The sequence below is a fragment of the Pseudomonas sp. DW-iso17 genome, assembly GCF_058725345.1.
Window position 1 is genome coordinate 1 of sequence record NZ_JBZXEA010000001.1, and the last position, 16259, is coordinate 16259.

Genomic DNA, 16259 nt, shown 5'->3' on the forward strand with positions numbered 1-16259 from the left:
ACGGGCACACCGAGCCTAGGCGAGGTGCCGAGTGGTGGGGCAAGAGCGTTTTGCTTACTTTGCCGCTCTTGCAAAGTGAGCCGCCGTCAGGGCGGAACCCTATGTGGCCGTTACCGCAGCAATGGATATGTACACAATCCAACTATGTTGACTGCCAGGCCGCCTTCGCGAGCAAGCCCGCTCCCACAGGTTGATCGTGGTGTGTCAGTTAGTAGGTGTAGGCTGGCAGGCCGTCATCGCAGGCAAGCCAGCTCCCACATTTGGAGTGCTGAGCGTCTGGCGGTCATCACAGCGATGCGGCAACCCGACAAGCCAGCGCCCACAGAAGATTTTTGCATCCTTTGATACACACCCGAAACAACAACGCCCCGTCGAGACGGGGCGTTGTGTGTTCAGGCGCCGATTACTTCTTGGCGGCTGGTGCAGCAGGTGCGTCAGCCGCTTCTGCCTTGGCTGGATCCTTGATGGCCAGCAGTTCCAGGTCGAATACCAGCACCGAGTTGGCCGGGATCGCCGGGCTCGGGCTCTGGGCGCCGTAGGCCAGGTCGGACGGGATGTACAGCTCGACCTTCTCGCCAACGTGCATCAGTTGCAGGCCTTCGACCCAACCCGGGATCACGCCGCTGACCGGCAGGTCGATCGGGCTACCGCGATCTACGGAGCTGTCAAAGGTAGTGCCGTTGGTGAGCTTGCCGGTGTAGTGAACAGTCACCACGTCGGTCGGCTTAGGCTGGGCGCCGTCGGCCTTCTTCACGATCTTGTACTGCAGGCCGGAAGCGGTGGTGACGACACCGTCTTTCTTGGCGTTGTCTTCGAGGAATTTCTTGCCAGCGGCTGCCGACTCTTCGCTCATTTTGGTCATGCGCTCTTCAGCACGCTTTTGCAGTGCGGCAAACGCTTCAACCAGCTCATCGTCCTTGAGCTTCTGCTCTTTCTTGCCGACGGCATCTTCGATGCCCTGGGCAACAGCTTTGGAGTCCAGGTCGTCCATGCCTTCTTGGGCAAGGCTCTTGCCCATGTTCAGGCCGATGCCGTAGGAAGCTTTCTGCGCCGGGGTTTTCAGCTCTACGCTGGTCTGCGAATCACAACCCGCAAGTACCAGGCTAACCAGGGCCACCGCCGCCGCCAACCGATGCTGTTTCATGCTATTTCCTTGTTCATGCGCCATAAGGGCATTCGAATAAAGTCGCGAGCTTATCAGGCGGCCACGACCAATGGCTACCGGCATGTGAGCAGGAAACTTCTGATAAGTTCACGTGTTTAAAAGCATTTCCATTTATCATGGGGCCCCGCGACGGATCGCGGGACCGCCTGATAGCGGGCCAATTGCTACTTGCCGCACCTGTGGCGCAGTGGCATAACAACGCGACAATTCGACAAGGATAGTTATCTTGCGCATTTTTTCCCGTGTTTTACTCCTGATACTGATCGCACTGGGCCTGATTCTGGCCGTGGTGCTCTACTACACCCTCAACCCCAAGCTGCCGGACTACGTGCCAGTAAAGCAGGTGCACTACCAGGAGCAATGGAGTGCCGACGACCGCCAGACCTACTACTTCACGCCCCAGGGCACCCAAGTAAAAGGCCTGCACTACGACTGGTTCACCGCCCTGGAACTGCCGTTTTCCGAGCAACGCTTTGCCGCGCCGGAGTACCTGGCGCGCTTTGGCTTCCTGGTCGACCCCAAGCAGACGCCCACCGCGCAAAACCCTGGCAACCTGCCAGTAGGGTTCGCCCGGCACCAGAACGCCGACAGCAGGGCTCAGTACCTGGATATCACCTGTGCGGCCTGCCACACCGGCGAATTGCACTACAAGGGCCAGGCCCTGCGCATCGACGGTGGCTCGGCGCAACACGTACTGCCCTCCAGCGTTCCCACGTTGCGCGGTGGCAGTTTCGGCCAGGCCCTGGTCGCGAGCCTGGCCGCTACCTATTACAACCCATGGAAGTTTGAGCGCTTTGCTCACAAGGTGCTGGGGGATCAGTACGATACCCAGCGCGATCAACTGCGCAAGGACTTCAAGCAATCGCTGAACCAGTTCCTCAAAGTCGCCTGGAATGACACCCACCGTGGCCTTTACCCCACCGAAGAAGGTCCGGGCCGTACTGACGCCTTTGGACGCATCGCCAACGCCAGTTTTGGCGACGCCATTTCCCCCGACAATTATCGCGTCGCCAATGCGCCGGTTGACTACCCGCAGCTGTGGGATATCTGGACCTTCGACTGGGTGCAGTGGAATGGCTCGGCACAGCAGCCCATGGCGCGCAACATCGGCGAAGCCCTTGGCGTAGGCGCGACTCTGGCGTTCTTCGACGCAGCCGGGCAACCGCTCAAGGGCGATGCCCGCTACCCGTCCAGCGTACGGGTGCGCGACCTGCACCTGATCGAAGAAACCCTGCAACGGCTCAAGCCGCCGACCTGGCCGCAAGACTTGTTCGGTGCCATCGACAAACCCCTCGCCGCCCAGGGCCGCGCACTCTTTGCCGAGAACTGCGCCGGCTGCCACCTGCCCACCGTTACCGAAGAAAACGGCCGACCGGTGCAGCAGTTGAAAATGCTGCCGGTGGACTACATCGGCACCGACCCCGGCACAGCCAACAACATTGCCGACCAACGCTATGACCTCAGCGCGCTGCAATGGGACCCGGCCGAACTGGCCCGGCTCAATGTCGAACTGCACCCCACCCCCACCGCGCCGCTGGACCTGAAAAAAATGTCGGTGGCCCAAGGCCTGGCCTATGTCACCGCCTTCGTCGAAGAGCATGCCTACCGTGCGGCGGGCGTGACCCCGGCCGAGCGCCCGGGCCTGGACGGGTTCGGCCTGCCCATCGGCGTACGCGAGTTGCGTGCCTACAAGGCGCGGCCACTGGCAGGCGTATGGGCCACCCCACCGTTCCTGCACAACGGTTCGGTGCCGACGATCTACCAACTGCTCTCGCCCCAGGACGAACGCAGCACCACTTTCTATAAAGGCACCTTCAACTACGACCCGCGTCACCTGGGGTTTGAGACCACCGCCTTCAAGAACGCCTTCCTGTTCGATACCAGAGTCACCGGCAACCACAACAGCGGCCACGAATTCCGTGCCGGCGAACGTGGCAATGGCGTTATCGGCCGTGGCCTGCTGCCGCAGGAACGCTGGGCGCTGCTCGAATACCTCAAAGTGCTGGGCGGCCCGCTGGAGCAACAACTGCCATGATTATCCGATCGCAAAACAAGGACCGCTCCATGCTTGCTCGTCTCTGGCTGCGCCTTGGCGCCTTTGTGGGCAAAACCCTGCTGTGGCTGCTGGGCCTGGGCCTGCTGGGCTGGGTGTTGGCCACGGCCTGGTTCGCCTGGCAGCACAGGGGCCCGGTGTCGGTGAAGGAACAGATCCCGCCGGGTGAGGCGGCGATGACCCAAGGCATCATCCAGACCGCCGTGCGCATCGTTGACCAGCATCGCGAAGGCACTCGCTACCTGCGTGATGCCCATGCCAAGGCCCATGGGTGCGTGAAAGCCGAGGTCAGCGTTCTGGCGGATCTCGACCCGGCCTTGCGCCAGGGTGTGTTCGCCGAGCCGGGCAAGACCTGGCAGGCGACGATGCGCCTGTCCAACGGCAACGCCTACCCGCAATTCGATAGCATCCGCGATGCCCGCGGCTTGGCGATCAAGCTGTTGGATGTGCCGGGCAAGCAACTGATGGCCGACCAGCAAGCGCGCACCGAGCAGGATTTCGTGATGTTCAGCCATCCGAACTTCTTTGTCAGCGATGTCGCGGAATACGCGCAGAACATCGGTGCGCAAGCGGATGGCAAGAAGGTCCTGGCGTTCTTTCCCAAGCTCGATCCGCGCAGCTGGCAAGTGCGTCACTTGTTTATCGCCCTGGCAACCCTGGCGCCCGCCCCGGCCAGCCCGACGCAGACGACTTACTTTTCAGTGTCGCCTTATAAGTTTGGCGCGGCCAACGCCAAGTTTCGCGTGGCGCCCGACCCGCAAAGCTGCCCGGATTATGTGTTGCCCAAACAGAACCAGGACCTGCCCAACTTCCTGCGCAGCGCGCTCAACCAGCAACTGTCCACCGACCGCGTAGACGCGTGTTTTGTGCTGCAGATCCAGCGGCAAAACCCGCAGGCCTTCATGCCCATCGAAGACACCAGCATCGAGTGGAAGGAAAGCGACGCGCCGTATGAAACGGTGGCCAAGGTCAGGATTCCCGCCCAGGACTTCGACACGCCGGCGCAGAACCTGGCGTGCGATAATCAGTCGTTCAACCCCTGGTTCGGTTTGGAAGCGCACCGCCCCATCGGCGGCATCAATCGGCTGCGCAAAGCGGTGTACGAAGCCGTGAGCGATTACCGCCACAGCCGCAACGCGCCGTAAGGTGCGTTAAATCGCAGGCGAAAAAAAACCCGCTCAATGAGCGGGTTTCTTATGGCTACCTGGCGTTCAGCGTTCCAGGTGACCGAATATGGCGCAGCGGACGGGACTCGAACCCGCGACCCCCGGCGTGACAGGCCGGTATTCTAACCGACTGAACTACCGCTGCGCGTAACACTGAAGCGAATGGTGGGTGATGACGGGATCGAACCGCCGACCCTCTGCTTGTAAGGCAGATGCTCTCCCAGCTGAGCTAATCACCCTTCGTTTCGGTGTGGGCGCATCATACACCAAAAAATCGTAATGTCTTGATTTAAATGCAATTTATTTAAAAAAAGTTTAGCGCACGATTTTTTGCCATATTTCGGACAGAAAAAAGCCCGCTCGATGAGCGGGCTTTCTTTGGCTACCTGGCGTTCAGCGTTCCAGGTGACCGAATATGGCGCAGCGGACGGGATCATAACTCATCCTCTAAATCATTGAAAGCTTCAGCTTTCTGTCGCTCAGCATACCGCTGATGGACTTGATTATGTACTCATTATTTTAAGTTGGGAATTACGATGCTCAGCGACTCTCTGAATGGCCCGAATAGATTACTTTGGACCAGCTTGACGTTCGCGAGCACCTGATACGTCTTGGTAACGTCAAAACCTCGGAGCCGGAACCCAGTCGCTATGTAGTGGTCGACTGATCCCAGCCAGATGTAGCATTGCCCATTACCGTTGCTGCGGCTCTACGTAAAGCAGTTGACTAAAGCCAGAAATCGGCCAATTGCGGACATTCCGTGCTAATCACTGTAGGTCAATGATCATGCGTTCGGTTTCAATCGAATGCCTCGCAATCGTAGCCTGCCGTCTCAGAGTTCAAACTTCCGGCTCTCGCCAACCCTGCAAAGCGTGCCAAGGCGTTCAAGCTGACCAAAGCTGCCATTAGTGACCGACTGCTTTCGAGCTCTGAATAGTTACTCGTTAGGACATATGTAAGCACTGCGTTTTTTCCCCCGCCCCACGAACAAGCACCCGAGCAGCGTCGGCACATCCAAGCACTACAGACACCACCCACACACTGCGCACCACATCAATGCGTAACACCTGCTATCGCACGCAATTAGCGCACCTCTCCCGACTTCCCATCCTCTCCTACGCCCCTATTCGCGCAAGCTACCTCCTGGCACGCTTCATGCTCTTGTATTAATATTCAAGTTACTTGAATAACAATTTGAGGAATTCAAGGGGAATACCAATGACGCGTTTCACTCTAAAAGCACTCTCGCTGTCGCTCGTCACGCTGTGCAGTATTTCTCTAGCGCACGCAGACGATTTGCTGCAGCGCATCAAGCAGAAAAACGAGATAGTCGTTGCCACCGAGGCGCGTTTCGCGCCGTTCGAGTCGGTAGAAAATGGCAAGATTGTCGGCTATGGCGCAGACCTGATGCATTACGTACTGGATGCTGACTTGCCCGGCGTTAAGGTGCGCCAGCTCGATCTACCGTTCCAGGGGATTTTGCCAGGCTTGGATACCCGTAAATTCGACTTCGTCGTGACATCAGTGACAGTCAATAAAGCGCGTTTTGAGCAATTCGCCTTTACCGTCCCCATTGCCGAGTCCACCGTTGCATTGCTCAAGCGCGCCGACGATAACAATATCAAGGCATTGACCGACTTGAACGGTCGGGTGATTGGCTCTCAGGCAGGTTCCGGCCAGCTGGCAGTGCTACAAGCACTGGACACCAAGCTCAAAGCTGAAGGCCAACCGGGCCTCAAGCGGATCAAAGAGTATGTGAGCTTCGATGAAGCTTATGCGGATCTGGCCAATGGTCGTCTCGATGGCGTGGCACAGTCGCTTTCCAACCTAGGCCCATTGATGAAAGCTCGTCCGGGGCTTTTCACAACGCTGCCGGAGATGGTGGGTCCAGTGACGTATTTCGGCTGGGTCGGTCGCAAGGATGCTGACAGCGCAAGCCTGGTGAAGCTATTTAGCGAGGGCATTGCCCGTGCAGGAAAAGATGGCACCTTAAAGACGCTGCAAGATAAGTGGTTTGGTTTCACCATGGACTTGCCTGCTGATGCCATGCCAGTACCGAGCATCTGAGCCGCTGATGATGAATGATTTCAGCAGCCGTCTCGCGCTCTATTGGCCTGCCTTGATCGACGGTGCAACAACCACATTGTGGTTGTGCGCCATCGGCATGCTGCTGGGTTTCATTCTCGGCGTAGTAATTCATCTGATTGCCAATGGTCGCAGCCCTGCCGGCAGAGCATTCACCCGGGTGTATGTCAGTTTCTTTCGTGGCACGCCCATGCTGGCGCAGCTGCTGCTTCTGTTCTATCTCCCATCAGCCCTGGGCCTGGATGTGCCACCCATGGTGGCTGCTGCTGTAGCCCTAGCGCTGAACACGGCGGCTTATCAGTCGCAGATTCTGAGCAGCGGTTTCGCCGCAATCCCCAAGGGCCAGATGGAAGCGGCGGCCGTGTTTGCCATCGGCAAATACAACACGCTTTTTCATATCCAACTGCCACAAGTGTTGCGCCTCACCTCACCCGCGCTGATCTCCGAGTTGATCGATGTGATCAAGGTTTCAGCCGTGGTTTCGGTCATTTCCATCACTGATTTGATGCGCGTCAGCCAGCAGCTGGTTTCGCAGACTTACCGCCCGCTTGAGGTGTATCTGGTGGCGGGCTTGTTTTATCTCGTGCTGACAAGCCTGTTGAGCGTGCTCGGCAGCCTGCTGGAACGTCGCTGGAAGGAGCTCAAGTGATGCAAGAATTATTGAGTTATCTCCCGGATTTCGCCAATGCACTGCTTGTCACGCTGGGTATTAGCCTGACTGCCGCTGCCATGGGCTTACTGCTGGGATTCGGGATCAACGCCTTGCGCATGGCGGCCCCAGGATTTGTAGCGATCTATCGCGTTTACGTGTGGCTTATTCGCGGAACACCTTTTCTCGCCCAACTCGCGATTATTTATTTCGGGCTGCCAGTCATCGGTCTACGGCTGGAAGCCGTCGAGGCAAGCATCCTCTCGCTGGCCTTATACAGCGCTGCTTATTTTGCTGAGCTGTTCCGCTCTGCCTGGGCCAGTGTGCCCAACGGTCAAGTAGAAGCAGCGCGGGTGCATGGCATTTCGCGCAGCCGGGTGTTCTGGCACATACAAGCGCCGCAAGCGCTGGCATTCGCCCTCCCGCTATTGGGCAATCAGGTGATCCTGACCATCAAGGAAAGCGCCGTCACCTCGATTATTACCGTGCCAGAACTGACCATGACTGCCGGACGCATCGTATCCACCACCTTTTCCTACGTATTGCCGTATGCCCTGCTGGTGTTGAGCTACTGGCTGCTGACCTCGTCGGTCGCAGCTGTAGCCAGCGCACTGGGGCGGCGCATGACACGCCATCTACGAGGCTGAACAGATGAATACCCTTCCGCTTCTCAACTTGCGTGGCGTTGGCAAATCCTATGGCTCGCACCGTGTGCTCAGTGAGTTTGACCTGAGCGTACAAGCCGGTGAAATCGTGTCTTTGATCGGGCCTTCAGGATCAGGAAAAACCACCGCCCTGCGCTGTATGAATTTCCTTGAGCGCTATGACGAGGGAGAGATATGGATCGATGGTCAACTGCTGGGCTATAGCGGACCGGGCAGACGTGAAGCCGACCGCGACAGCGAAGCCAAGATCGATGAGGTGCGCAACCCGCTGTCCATGGTGTTCCAGCAATTCAATCTGTGGCCGCACATGACCGTGCGCGACAACGTCATGGCGCCTTTGGTACTCGGCAAGAAAATCGCCAAGGCCGAGGCGCGCAACCTGGCTGATCAGGCACTGGCACGGGTCGGCCTGAGCGCCAAGGCGGATGCGTACCCCGCTCGCCTCTCCGGCGGACAGCAGCAACGCGTCGGCATTGCCCGGGCACTGGCAGTAAAACCGCGGTTGATGCTGCTCGACGAACCGACCTCGGCGCTGGACCCGGAATTGGTCGAGGAAGTACTGCAGGTCATTCGCAGCCTTGCGAACGATGGCATGACCATGGTGATGGTGACCCATGAAATGAGCTTCGCTGCACAGATATCCAGTCAGGTAGTGTTTATGGAAGCAGGAAAAATTATTGAAACCGGTACTCCGCAGGCACTGTTTCAGGCACCAAAGACGGAACGCTTACAGCAGTTTCTCAGCCCCTGGTTTAACCGCAGCCTCACTCCACGCGTGCAGGTGACCCCATGATTGCCGATCAAGTGATGCAGGCCGTTTCATCGGAACGACTGCAGCGTTTGTTGGAGACCCTGGCAACCTTCGGGCCCGGCATCGATGGCGGAATGAACCGTCAGGCGTTGTCCGAAGAAGACTTCCTGGCCCGCGCCTGGCTGATTGAAGAAGCCCGAAAACTGGACTGCAAAGTGTGGACCGACGCCAGCGCCAACCTGTTCATACGCCGCGAAGGCCGTGAGGACTTAACGCCAGTGATGACCGGGAGCCACGTCGACACCCAACCCACAGGCGGGAAGCTTGACGGCTGTTACGGGGTGATGGCCGGGCTTGAATGTCTGTATGCGTTGGCAGAACTCAACGTCAGCACCCGTCGCCCGATCGAAGTGGTGGTCTGGACTAACGAAGAAGGCAGCCGCTTCAGTCCAGGAGCGATGGGCTCCAGCGCCTACGTAGACCCGGCGCGACTGGAGACTTATCGAAACAACCTTGACGCTGCGGGTATCTCGGTAGGAGAGGCACTGGACGCTCACGCCCTGCGCTTTGCCGAACTGCCACAGCGCGAAAAAATCGCCACACACGCCTTTGTCGAGTTGCACATTGAGCAAGGCCCGATATTGGAGCAAGCCAATGTCCCGCTGGGAGTGGTTTCGGGTATTCAGGGCGTGCGCTGGTATCAAGTGCGCTGCAAGGGTGCTTCGGCACACGCAGGAACCACGCCGACGCACATGCGGCGCGATGCGTTGTTGCTCGCCATGGAATCCCTCGGCCGCATCGACGCGCTGGCCGAACAACTTGCCGGTGACGACAAGCGCCTGACATTCGGACGCTGGAACGTCTCGCCCAATGCAATCAACACGATTGCCGGTGAAGCAACCTTCAGCATCGACTTCCGCCACGCCGATCCGGCTGTACTCGAAGCCTTCGATAATGCCCTCAGTGCCTGCCTGCCTGCCGACGCCGAACTGACCAGCCTGTTCAGCCACAGCCCGACCGCGTTCGATCATCAGGTCATCAATGTGTTGGAGAACGCCTGCGACGCCACAGGACTGACTTGGCAATCGATACGTTCTGGCGCCTTCCACGACGCCATGTATCTGGCCGGGCACTGTCCGACAGCAATGCTTTTTGTACCCAGCCGGGACGGCATAAGCCACAACCCGAAGGAATTCACAGATCCCGCGCAATTGAAAGCAGGCGCCCAGGCATTGGCCTGGAGCCTGGTTGCACTTGCAGAACAACCCTGAACCCATAGGAACTCATATGACCAATATTACCCATAGCCACGACTATCCGGCCTGCTGCCAGCCCGACAATGGCTCCTCGCTGGGCATCAACGCCACGTTGAAAGAACCGATCTCGGCCGATGGCACTCCAGTCCTGGGCGAAAGTTACACAGTGCCTGCCCGTTGTGGCCGCGCCGTCCGCCTGAAAGCTGGCCAGGTCATCAAAATCGTCAACACTCACGGCACCCAGGTATGTGACACCTGGTTGTTCAACAGCGAAGACATGAGCGAATTCCTATCGATGGAACATGCTCGCGCGCATTGCAACAGCATCATTCCCAAGACTGGCGACGCGCTGTTCAGTAACCGCCGCCGCACGATCGGTACCTTGTTGACCGACACCTCACCCGGCATTCACGACACCTTGATGGCTGCGTGTGACCTGCACCGCTACACCAACCTGGGAGTCGAGGGTTATCACGACAGCTGCGCGGATAACATGCGTCTGGCCTTGCAGGCTATTGGTCTGCGCTCCCATGAAGTTCCGCAGCCTTTCAATCTGTGGATGAACATTCCGGTCAAGCCTGATTACACTGTTGAATGGCTGCCGCCGGTATCCACAGCCGGGGACTACGTTGAAATCCGTGCAGACATGGACGTTATCGTGGTGATGTCAGCCTGCCCTCAGGACATTGTGCCTATCAATGACCTTAACCCGGTGGAAGTTACCTTCTCGGTTCACGGCTGATCTTCAGTACCCCAGTAGACGACAGGCTCCCGTAACCCTAGGATGCCTGTCGCTCACTTCGTACAAACTTTTCGAGGGATGCATGTCCACACCCAGCAAAACGCCAGTAGCCAAATCCCAGCATTCCGATGCCCTGCCGAGTTTGAGCGTTCGCCTTCGCCATGCGCGTAAGGTGGCAGGCTTAACTCTCAAGCAAGTTGCCCAGGCTGCCAACTGCTCCGAAAGCCTGATTTCCAAGCTGGAAAACGACGCCGCATCGCCTTCACTGGCCATGCTGCACCGCCTGGCACTCGCGCTAGGCAGCAACGTGTCCGAGCTGACATCCGAAGACTGGGAGTCTGAAGAGCCCGTGCTGCGCGCCGGCGGTCGACAAGTGAGTCGTTTCGCACAAGGCACCGCCAAGGGCTATATCGATCTGGAACGCATCACCCATCTGCAAAAAGGCGGGCTGCTGCAAGGCGATATTCATATCGTTTCCCCTGGCATGGTCAGCGACATGATCGAGCATGCTGGTGAAGAGATGGGTTACGTGATCGAGGGAAGCCTCGACCTGACTCTCGGCGAGACCACCTACACGCTGAATGCTGGCGACTCCTTTCACTTCCCCAGCAACGTACCCCATGGCTATCGCAACTCGACCAAGAGTGTCGTTCGCATACTTTGGATCAACACGCCCGCTACCTTCTAACAAACTGCTTTCGGTACTTGGCAACGTCCGCCTCGTCGACACCGCCGCTGACAGCAGCGCCCACCACCCCGCAACATGCGCCGCTCTGATTTGAAATGCATATCTGCAGAGAAAATCGGGAGCGCAGCCTTTTTGGCAAAGTAGTGTCAGCACGCCGCCTCGCAACGCCGTTGGCTCATACAGGTGTTGCATTTGCGGTGCTGTAGGCGATGTCAGGATCGGTGACAAATCATCCGGCCACAACGCCCTCAACGCGCCTTTAACGTCAGAACCAACAATATTCATCAAGCACCTTGAATAAATATCCTGCCACCGTCTTCTATTAGTGCAGCCTACGCCCAGACGCCTCAATCCGGCGCAATTCAGGTTGGCGAAAGACCTTGGTTTTGTGGTGCTACAGGGCAATAGATCGTGCCTCCGAATCAGGCATGAACATTGCTTTCACATTATTCAAGTAACTTGAATTAAATGTAAGCCACTATAATCAGGGGACCGTATGACCCAATCCAGCGTCACGACTCGCTTCACTTTGCTCGCTCGCATTGCAGCGATAACCACCCTCTCCTTCTCGTGTGCCTACGCGGGGACAGTGGCTGCGGATCCGTTGAAAGTTGCCATTGTGCTAGCCGGCAACATCACCGACCGTTCCTTCAACCAGTCCGGTTATGAGGGTGTAATTCAGGCACGCGACGCACTGAAGATAGATGTGGCCTACAGCGAAAAGGTCCCGCAACCAGACCAGGCTCAAGCCTTGGCAGACTACGCCCGACGCGGCTATGACGTGGTGATTGGTTATGGGGGCGAGTTTCAGGATTCAGTGGACCGGGTTGCCAAACGCAACAGCAAGACCCAGTTCCTGGTGGTAAACGGCACCAAAAGCGGCGGCAATGTCTCGACGCTGGCGTTCGATATGAAGGACATGGGTTATGTCATTGGCTACATCGGCGGCAAAACGTCGTTGAGCGGAGTGGGTGGTTTTGTCGGTGCGCAAAAAATCAAAGCGTACTCCGACCTCAACGACGGTTTCGTCGAAGGCTTCAAGGCCGCCCGACCACAGGGCCAGGTCCTGAGTGCATGGACCAACGACTGGGATGACCTGGCCAAAGGCAAAGAAGCGGCCTTGAATCTAATTGGGCAGAAAGCCGATGTGGTGTTCCCAACCATGGATAACGCTGTACTTGGCAGTCTGCAAGCAGTCCGTCAGGAGAACAAACAGGGGTTCGGAATTTACTACGATGCGTTGAGTGACTGGCCGGATAACCTGCTGCAATCAGCCGTGCTAGATATGCGCGGTGCGCTGCTGACGGTGCTTACTCAGGCGCAAAGCTCGTCGCTGGGCGGCAAGTCTTATGTGTACGGCTTTGAAACGCCCAAAGCCTTCCGCCTCGGTAGCTACGGCAAAGCAGTATCCGAGCAGACCAGGACCGATGCCGCGGCATTGATCGAGACCATCAAGCAGCGCAATGCCAGCCAGCCAGCAGTCGCGGCGGCGGTAAAACCCTGATGAGCTATTTACAACTGGAGGGAATCGGCAAGCGATTCGGCGACTTCACGGCCCTGAAGGACGTCACTCTGGGAGTAAGCAAAGGCAGTATCCATGCGCTGTTGGGTGAGAATGGTGCGGGTAAAACCACACTGATGAACATCCTCTACGGCTTTTACCAACCGGACTCCGGTGTGGTTCGCCTTGATGGTAGGGAGCTGTCAATCGACTCGCCCCGTCAGGCCCTGTCCGATGGTATTGGCATGATCCACCAGCATTTCATGCTGGTGGATAACCTGAGCGTTCTGGAGAACGTCGTCCTCGGCCTGCCGGGCGGCCTGCGGCTGAAACTCACTGATCACCGTCGCAAGCTGATAGAACTGAGCGCTCAGGTCGGCCTGAATGTCGATCCTGATCGCCTGATCTGGCAACTTCCGATAGGCATGCGTCAGCGGGTGGAAATCCTCAAGGCGCTGTATCGGGACGTGGAAGTGCTGATTCTGGATGAACCCACCAGCGTTCTGGCCCCTACCGAGATCGACGCATTTCTACAAATTCTGGATAACCTGCGCTCGATGGGCAAAACCATGTTGTTCATCACGCACAAGCTCGATGAGGTGTTTCGGGTTTGTGATCGGGTGACGGTACTGCGCCGGGGCAATGTCGTCGGACACGCTCAGGTCAGTGAAAGCACGCCACAGGAAATTTCCCGGTTGATGGTCGGCCGTGAATTGGCCCAGCCCGTTGAGCTTCCCATGGTTGTACAGGGCCCGGTTGTGCTCAAGGTACGAGCTTTGTCGGCCAATAATGATCGCGGCATTCAGGCGTTGAATTCTGTCAGCTTCGAGATTCGAGCGGGGGAAGTGCTGGGTATTGTCGGCGTTGACGGCAACGGCCAGGCGGAGCTTGCGGATACGATCGCCGGAATGCGCCATGCGCAATCCGGGGAAGTCTGCATGCGCGGCCAGTCGATGCTTGGCCACGATGTCGCCAGCCGCCGTAAACGGTTCAGGGTCGGCTATGTTCCCGAAGATCGCCACAGCACCGGGCTGGTACTGGATTTCACGCTGTGGGAAAACGCCATGCTGCGCGATCACCGACGCTCACCGTTTTCGCGTTTCGCCCTGCTCAAAACAAAACGCGCGCGGGAGATCACCAAAGACTGGTGCTCCCGATACGACGTGCGCATGCACTCGGTTGACCAGCAAGTACGGTTCCTCTCAGGAGGCAACCAGCAAAAGCTGATTTTTGCCCGGGAAGTCGAATGCGACCCTGATCTGCTAATCGTCATGCAGCCGTGCAAAGGCTTGGATGTCGGTGCTATCGAAGCCGTGCAAGGGGTCGTGCGCGAACAGCGGCAAGCGGGCAAAGCGGTGCTTTACATATCGACGGAGCTGGAAGAAGTCATGGCGATTTCTGATCGTATTGGCGTGATGTGCGCAGGTCATCTGACGGGTGTACTGAATCGCGCCGACGCCACAGCGGACCTGATTGGTTCACTGATGACCAGCACGGCTTCACAAGAGGTTTTGTCATGAATGAAGTCTGGCGCTGGCTGCATCGCCTGCGAATGGTCTGGGCGGTGCTTGCAGCCTTTGCCCTGGGTTCGCTGCTCATCGTAGCGGCTGGCAAAAATCCCATGGCTGCTTATCAAGCGTTGTTTAAAGGAGCCTTTTTCGACTATCACGGCCTGGCCGATACCCTGGTCAAAATGTGCCCGATGCTGCTCGCCGGGCTTGCGGTGATCATTCCCATGCGTTGCGGGCTGCTCAATGTCGGTGCCGAGGGGCAGATCTATATCGGTGGACTGGCAGCGGCAGCCGTCGCGCTGTATCTGCCGCAGATGCCTGCGATGCTGCATGTGCTGCTGTGCCTGCTGGCAGGCATGCTGGGCGGTGGCCTGTGGGGCTCGATTCCAGGGTATCTAAGGGCAAAACGCGGCATCAATGAAGTCATCGTGACGCTGCTGATGAACTACGTGGCGATCAATATCGTCAGCTATTTCGCAGGCGGTCCAATGATGCAGGAAGGCGCGCCCTACCCTTACTCAGCAGAAATCAGCGAAGACTTATGGCTGCCTCTGCTGCTGTCGGACACTGACACTCACATCGGTGTGCTGATTGCGGCGCTCTTGAGCTTGATGACCTTTGTCGTCTTCAAATACACCACCATCGGCTTTTCAATGACGGCGGTAGGCAAAAGCCCGCAAGCCGCGCGCTACGCTGGTATGTCCGTGAACCGCAACCTGATCGGCAGCATGATCGCAGGTGGCGCCATCGCTGGCTTGGCGGGGGCGATAGAAGTACTCGGGGTCAAATACCGGTTGTATCACCTGTTCAGCCCCGGCTATGGCTACGACGGCATCGTGGTTGCCTTTATGGCCAGCCTGAATCCTTTGCTGGCGACATTTTCGGCGTTTTTCCTGGCAGGCCTGAGCACTGGCGCGCAGTACATGCAACGCGCCATCGGCCTAGATGTGACAGCGATAGAAGCATTGCGCGGGCTGATCGTGATCTTTGTCGCCGCCGGGCTGATCTGGAAATTAAACCTGCAAAAGCGGAATAACCCGTTGGCGAAAACGGCCAGCATCCCGAACCAGCAAAACACAGCGGAGGGTTTGACCGATGGACGCTAGTTATCTGGATATTCTTGCCACCGGACTGCGCCTCGCCGTCCCGCTAATTTTCGCGGCATTGGGCGGCATCTGGTGTGAACGTGCCGGGGTGTTCAACCTGGCGCTGGAGGGCAGCGTCCTGGGCGGCGCGTTCGGTGCGGCTCTAGGTGCGTTTTTCCTGCAAAGCGTGTGGGGAGGTTTGCTGGGTGGATTACTTGCGGCGGGACTGGTCGGACTGCTATTGGCAACCATGACGGTGCGCCTGGCAATCAACCAAATGGTTGCGGGTATCGCCATCAACATGCTGGTCATTGGCATGACCTCTTTCTTCGCACGCATGGCGTTCAGCGAGCAAGCTGCTTCAGCATTGTTGCCGGGCTTCACGACATTGCCTGTTCCGGGGCTGGCGTCGATCCCGGTGATCGGCGATATTCTGTTCCAGCAGAATTTACTTGTCTATCTGCTATACGGCCTGGTGCCACTTGCCTGGTGGCTTCTATTCCGCACTTCGTGGGGCCTGAACCTGCGCGCCACCGGTGAGTATCCAAGAGCCGCCGATAGCGCCGGATTGAACGTATTCCGGATTCGTTTTTTAAGCGTTGTGGGCTCTTGTGTGATCGCCGGACTGGGTGGCTGCTATTTGGTGCTGTCACAAGTCTTCATGTTTACCGAGCACATGAGCGCGGGCAAAGGCTTCATTGCCCTGGCGGCATTGATTCTAGGTCGATGGAATCCAGTGGGCGCACTAGCTGCCTGTCTGTTGTTCGGCCTGGCCGATGCACTGCAACTGCGTTTGCAATTTGGTCATCCGGATGTGCCCTATCAGCTGTTCGTGGTGCTGCCTTATGTCGCATCCATTGCCGCACTGGTGATCTTCGCCGGAAAGATCAGGCCTCCGGCCGCCGCAGGTGAATACTTCAAGCGCGGTGGCAAATAGCATTT

The 16259-nt window shown here is 57.8% G+C and carries 14 protein-coding genes and 2 tRNA genes; 13 read left to right on the forward strand and 3 right to left on the reverse strand.

Translation table 11 applies throughout. The features are described 5' to 3' along the window. Positions 1 to 403 precede the first annotated feature (403 nt). Positions 404 to 1144 (reverse strand): BamJ family beta-barrel-assembly machinery protein, encoded by a 741-nt coding sequence (gene bamJ / locus AC4PS6_RS00005; protein WP_003190133.1) that lies wholly within the window; start codon positions 1142 to 1144, stop codon positions 404 to 406. Positions 1145 to 1391: 247 nt separating this feature from the next. Between bamJ and AC4PS6_RS00010 the strand changes: the two genes are divergently transcribed. Then, entirely contained in the window at positions 1392 to 3200 is a 1809-nt protein-coding gene (locus AC4PS6_RS00010; RefSeq protein ID WP_020301076.1) for a di-heme-cytochrome C peroxidase, read from the forward strand. A 29-nt stretch (positions 3201 to 3229) separates the two neighbouring features. Next, positions 3230 to 4363, forward strand: a complete 1134-nt coding sequence (locus AC4PS6_RS00015) for a catalase family protein (protein ID WP_014717791.1) — start codon at positions 3230 to 3232, stop codon at positions 4361 to 4363. Between the two features lie 89 nt (positions 4364 to 4452). Here the strand turns inward: AC4PS6_RS00015 and AC4PS6_RS00020 are convergent. Both AC4PS6_RS00020 and AC4PS6_RS00025 read right to left on the reverse strand, forming a co-directional pair. Next, positions 4453 to 4529, reverse strand: a tRNA-Asp gene (locus tag AC4PS6_RS00020). 18 nt (positions 4530 to 4547) lie between these two features. Then, positions 4548 to 4623: transfer RNA gene (locus tag AC4PS6_RS00025), tRNA-Val, on the reverse strand. A gap of 979 nt (positions 4624 to 5602) precedes the next feature. Here AC4PS6_RS00025 and AC4PS6_RS00030 point away from each other — a divergent pair. From AC4PS6_RS00030 to AC4PS6_RS00080, 11 genes are all read left to right on the forward strand, one after another. Then, entirely contained in the window at positions 5603 to 6451 is an 849-nt protein-coding gene (locus tag AC4PS6_RS00030; RefSeq protein ID WP_042558395.1) for a transporter substrate-binding domain-containing protein, read from the forward strand. Between the two features lie 7 nt (positions 6452 to 6458). Further along, a complete protein-coding gene (locus tag AC4PS6_RS00035; protein WP_131672230.1) occupies positions 6459 to 7118 on the forward strand; it encodes an amino acid ABC transporter permease in 660 nt (219 codons plus the stop codon). Next, positions 7118 to 7765, forward strand: coding sequence for an amino acid ABC transporter permease (locus AC4PS6_RS00040; RefSeq protein ID WP_042558394.1), 648 nt, complete (start codon positions 7118 to 7120; stop codon positions 7763 to 7765). Before AC4PS6_RS00035 ends, AC4PS6_RS00040 begins: the two co-directional genes overlap by 1 nt. A gap of 4 nt (positions 7766 to 7769) precedes the next feature. Further along, the gene (locus tag AC4PS6_RS00045; RefSeq protein WP_042558393.1) at positions 7770 to 8576 is read left to right on the forward strand and encodes an amino acid ABC transporter ATP-binding protein; all 807 of its coding nucleotides are present in this window, start codon (positions 7770 to 7772) and stop codon (positions 8574 to 8576) included. Next, positions 8573 to 9805 (forward strand): M20 family metallo-hydrolase, encoded by a 1233-nt coding sequence (locus AC4PS6_RS00050; protein ID WP_042558392.1) that lies wholly within the window; start codon positions 8573 to 8575, stop codon positions 9803 to 9805. Before AC4PS6_RS00045 ends, AC4PS6_RS00050 begins: the two co-directional genes overlap by 4 nt. A gap of 16 nt (positions 9806 to 9821) precedes the next feature. Next, positions 9822 to 10532, forward strand: coding sequence for a DUF1989 domain-containing protein (locus AC4PS6_RS00055; RefSeq protein ID WP_042558391.1), 711 nt, complete (start codon positions 9822 to 9824; stop codon positions 10530 to 10532). An 82-nt stretch (positions 10533 to 10614) separates the two neighbouring features. Next, positions 10615 to 11220, forward strand: a complete 606-nt coding sequence (locus AC4PS6_RS00060) for a cupin domain-containing protein (RefSeq protein ID WP_042558390.1) — start codon at positions 10615 to 10617, stop codon at positions 11218 to 11220. Positions 11221 to 11716: 496 nt separating this feature from the next. Further along, the gene (locus AC4PS6_RS00065) at positions 11717 to 12724 is read left to right on the forward strand and encodes a BMP family protein (protein ID WP_162184574.1); all 1008 of its coding nucleotides are present in this window, start codon (positions 11717 to 11719) and stop codon (positions 12722 to 12724) included. Beyond that, positions 12724 to 14241, forward strand: a complete 1518-nt coding sequence (locus AC4PS6_RS00070) for an ABC transporter ATP-binding protein (protein ID WP_169864296.1) — start codon at positions 12724 to 12726, stop codon at positions 14239 to 14241. The genes AC4PS6_RS00065 and AC4PS6_RS00070 overlap by 1 nt, the downstream gene beginning before the upstream one ends. A 32-nt stretch (positions 14242 to 14273) precedes the next feature. Next, the gene (locus AC4PS6_RS00075) at positions 14274 to 15338 is read left to right on the forward strand and encodes an ABC transporter permease (protein ID WP_235378390.1); all 1065 of its coding nucleotides are present in this window, start codon (positions 14274 to 14276) and stop codon (positions 15336 to 15338) included. Further along, positions 15328 to 16254, forward strand: a complete 927-nt coding sequence (locus tag AC4PS6_RS00080; RefSeq protein ID WP_042558387.1) for an ABC transporter permease — start codon at positions 15328 to 15330, stop codon at positions 16252 to 16254. Before AC4PS6_RS00075 ends, AC4PS6_RS00080 begins: the two co-directional genes overlap by 11 nt. Positions 16255 to 16259: the final 5 nt, after the last annotated feature.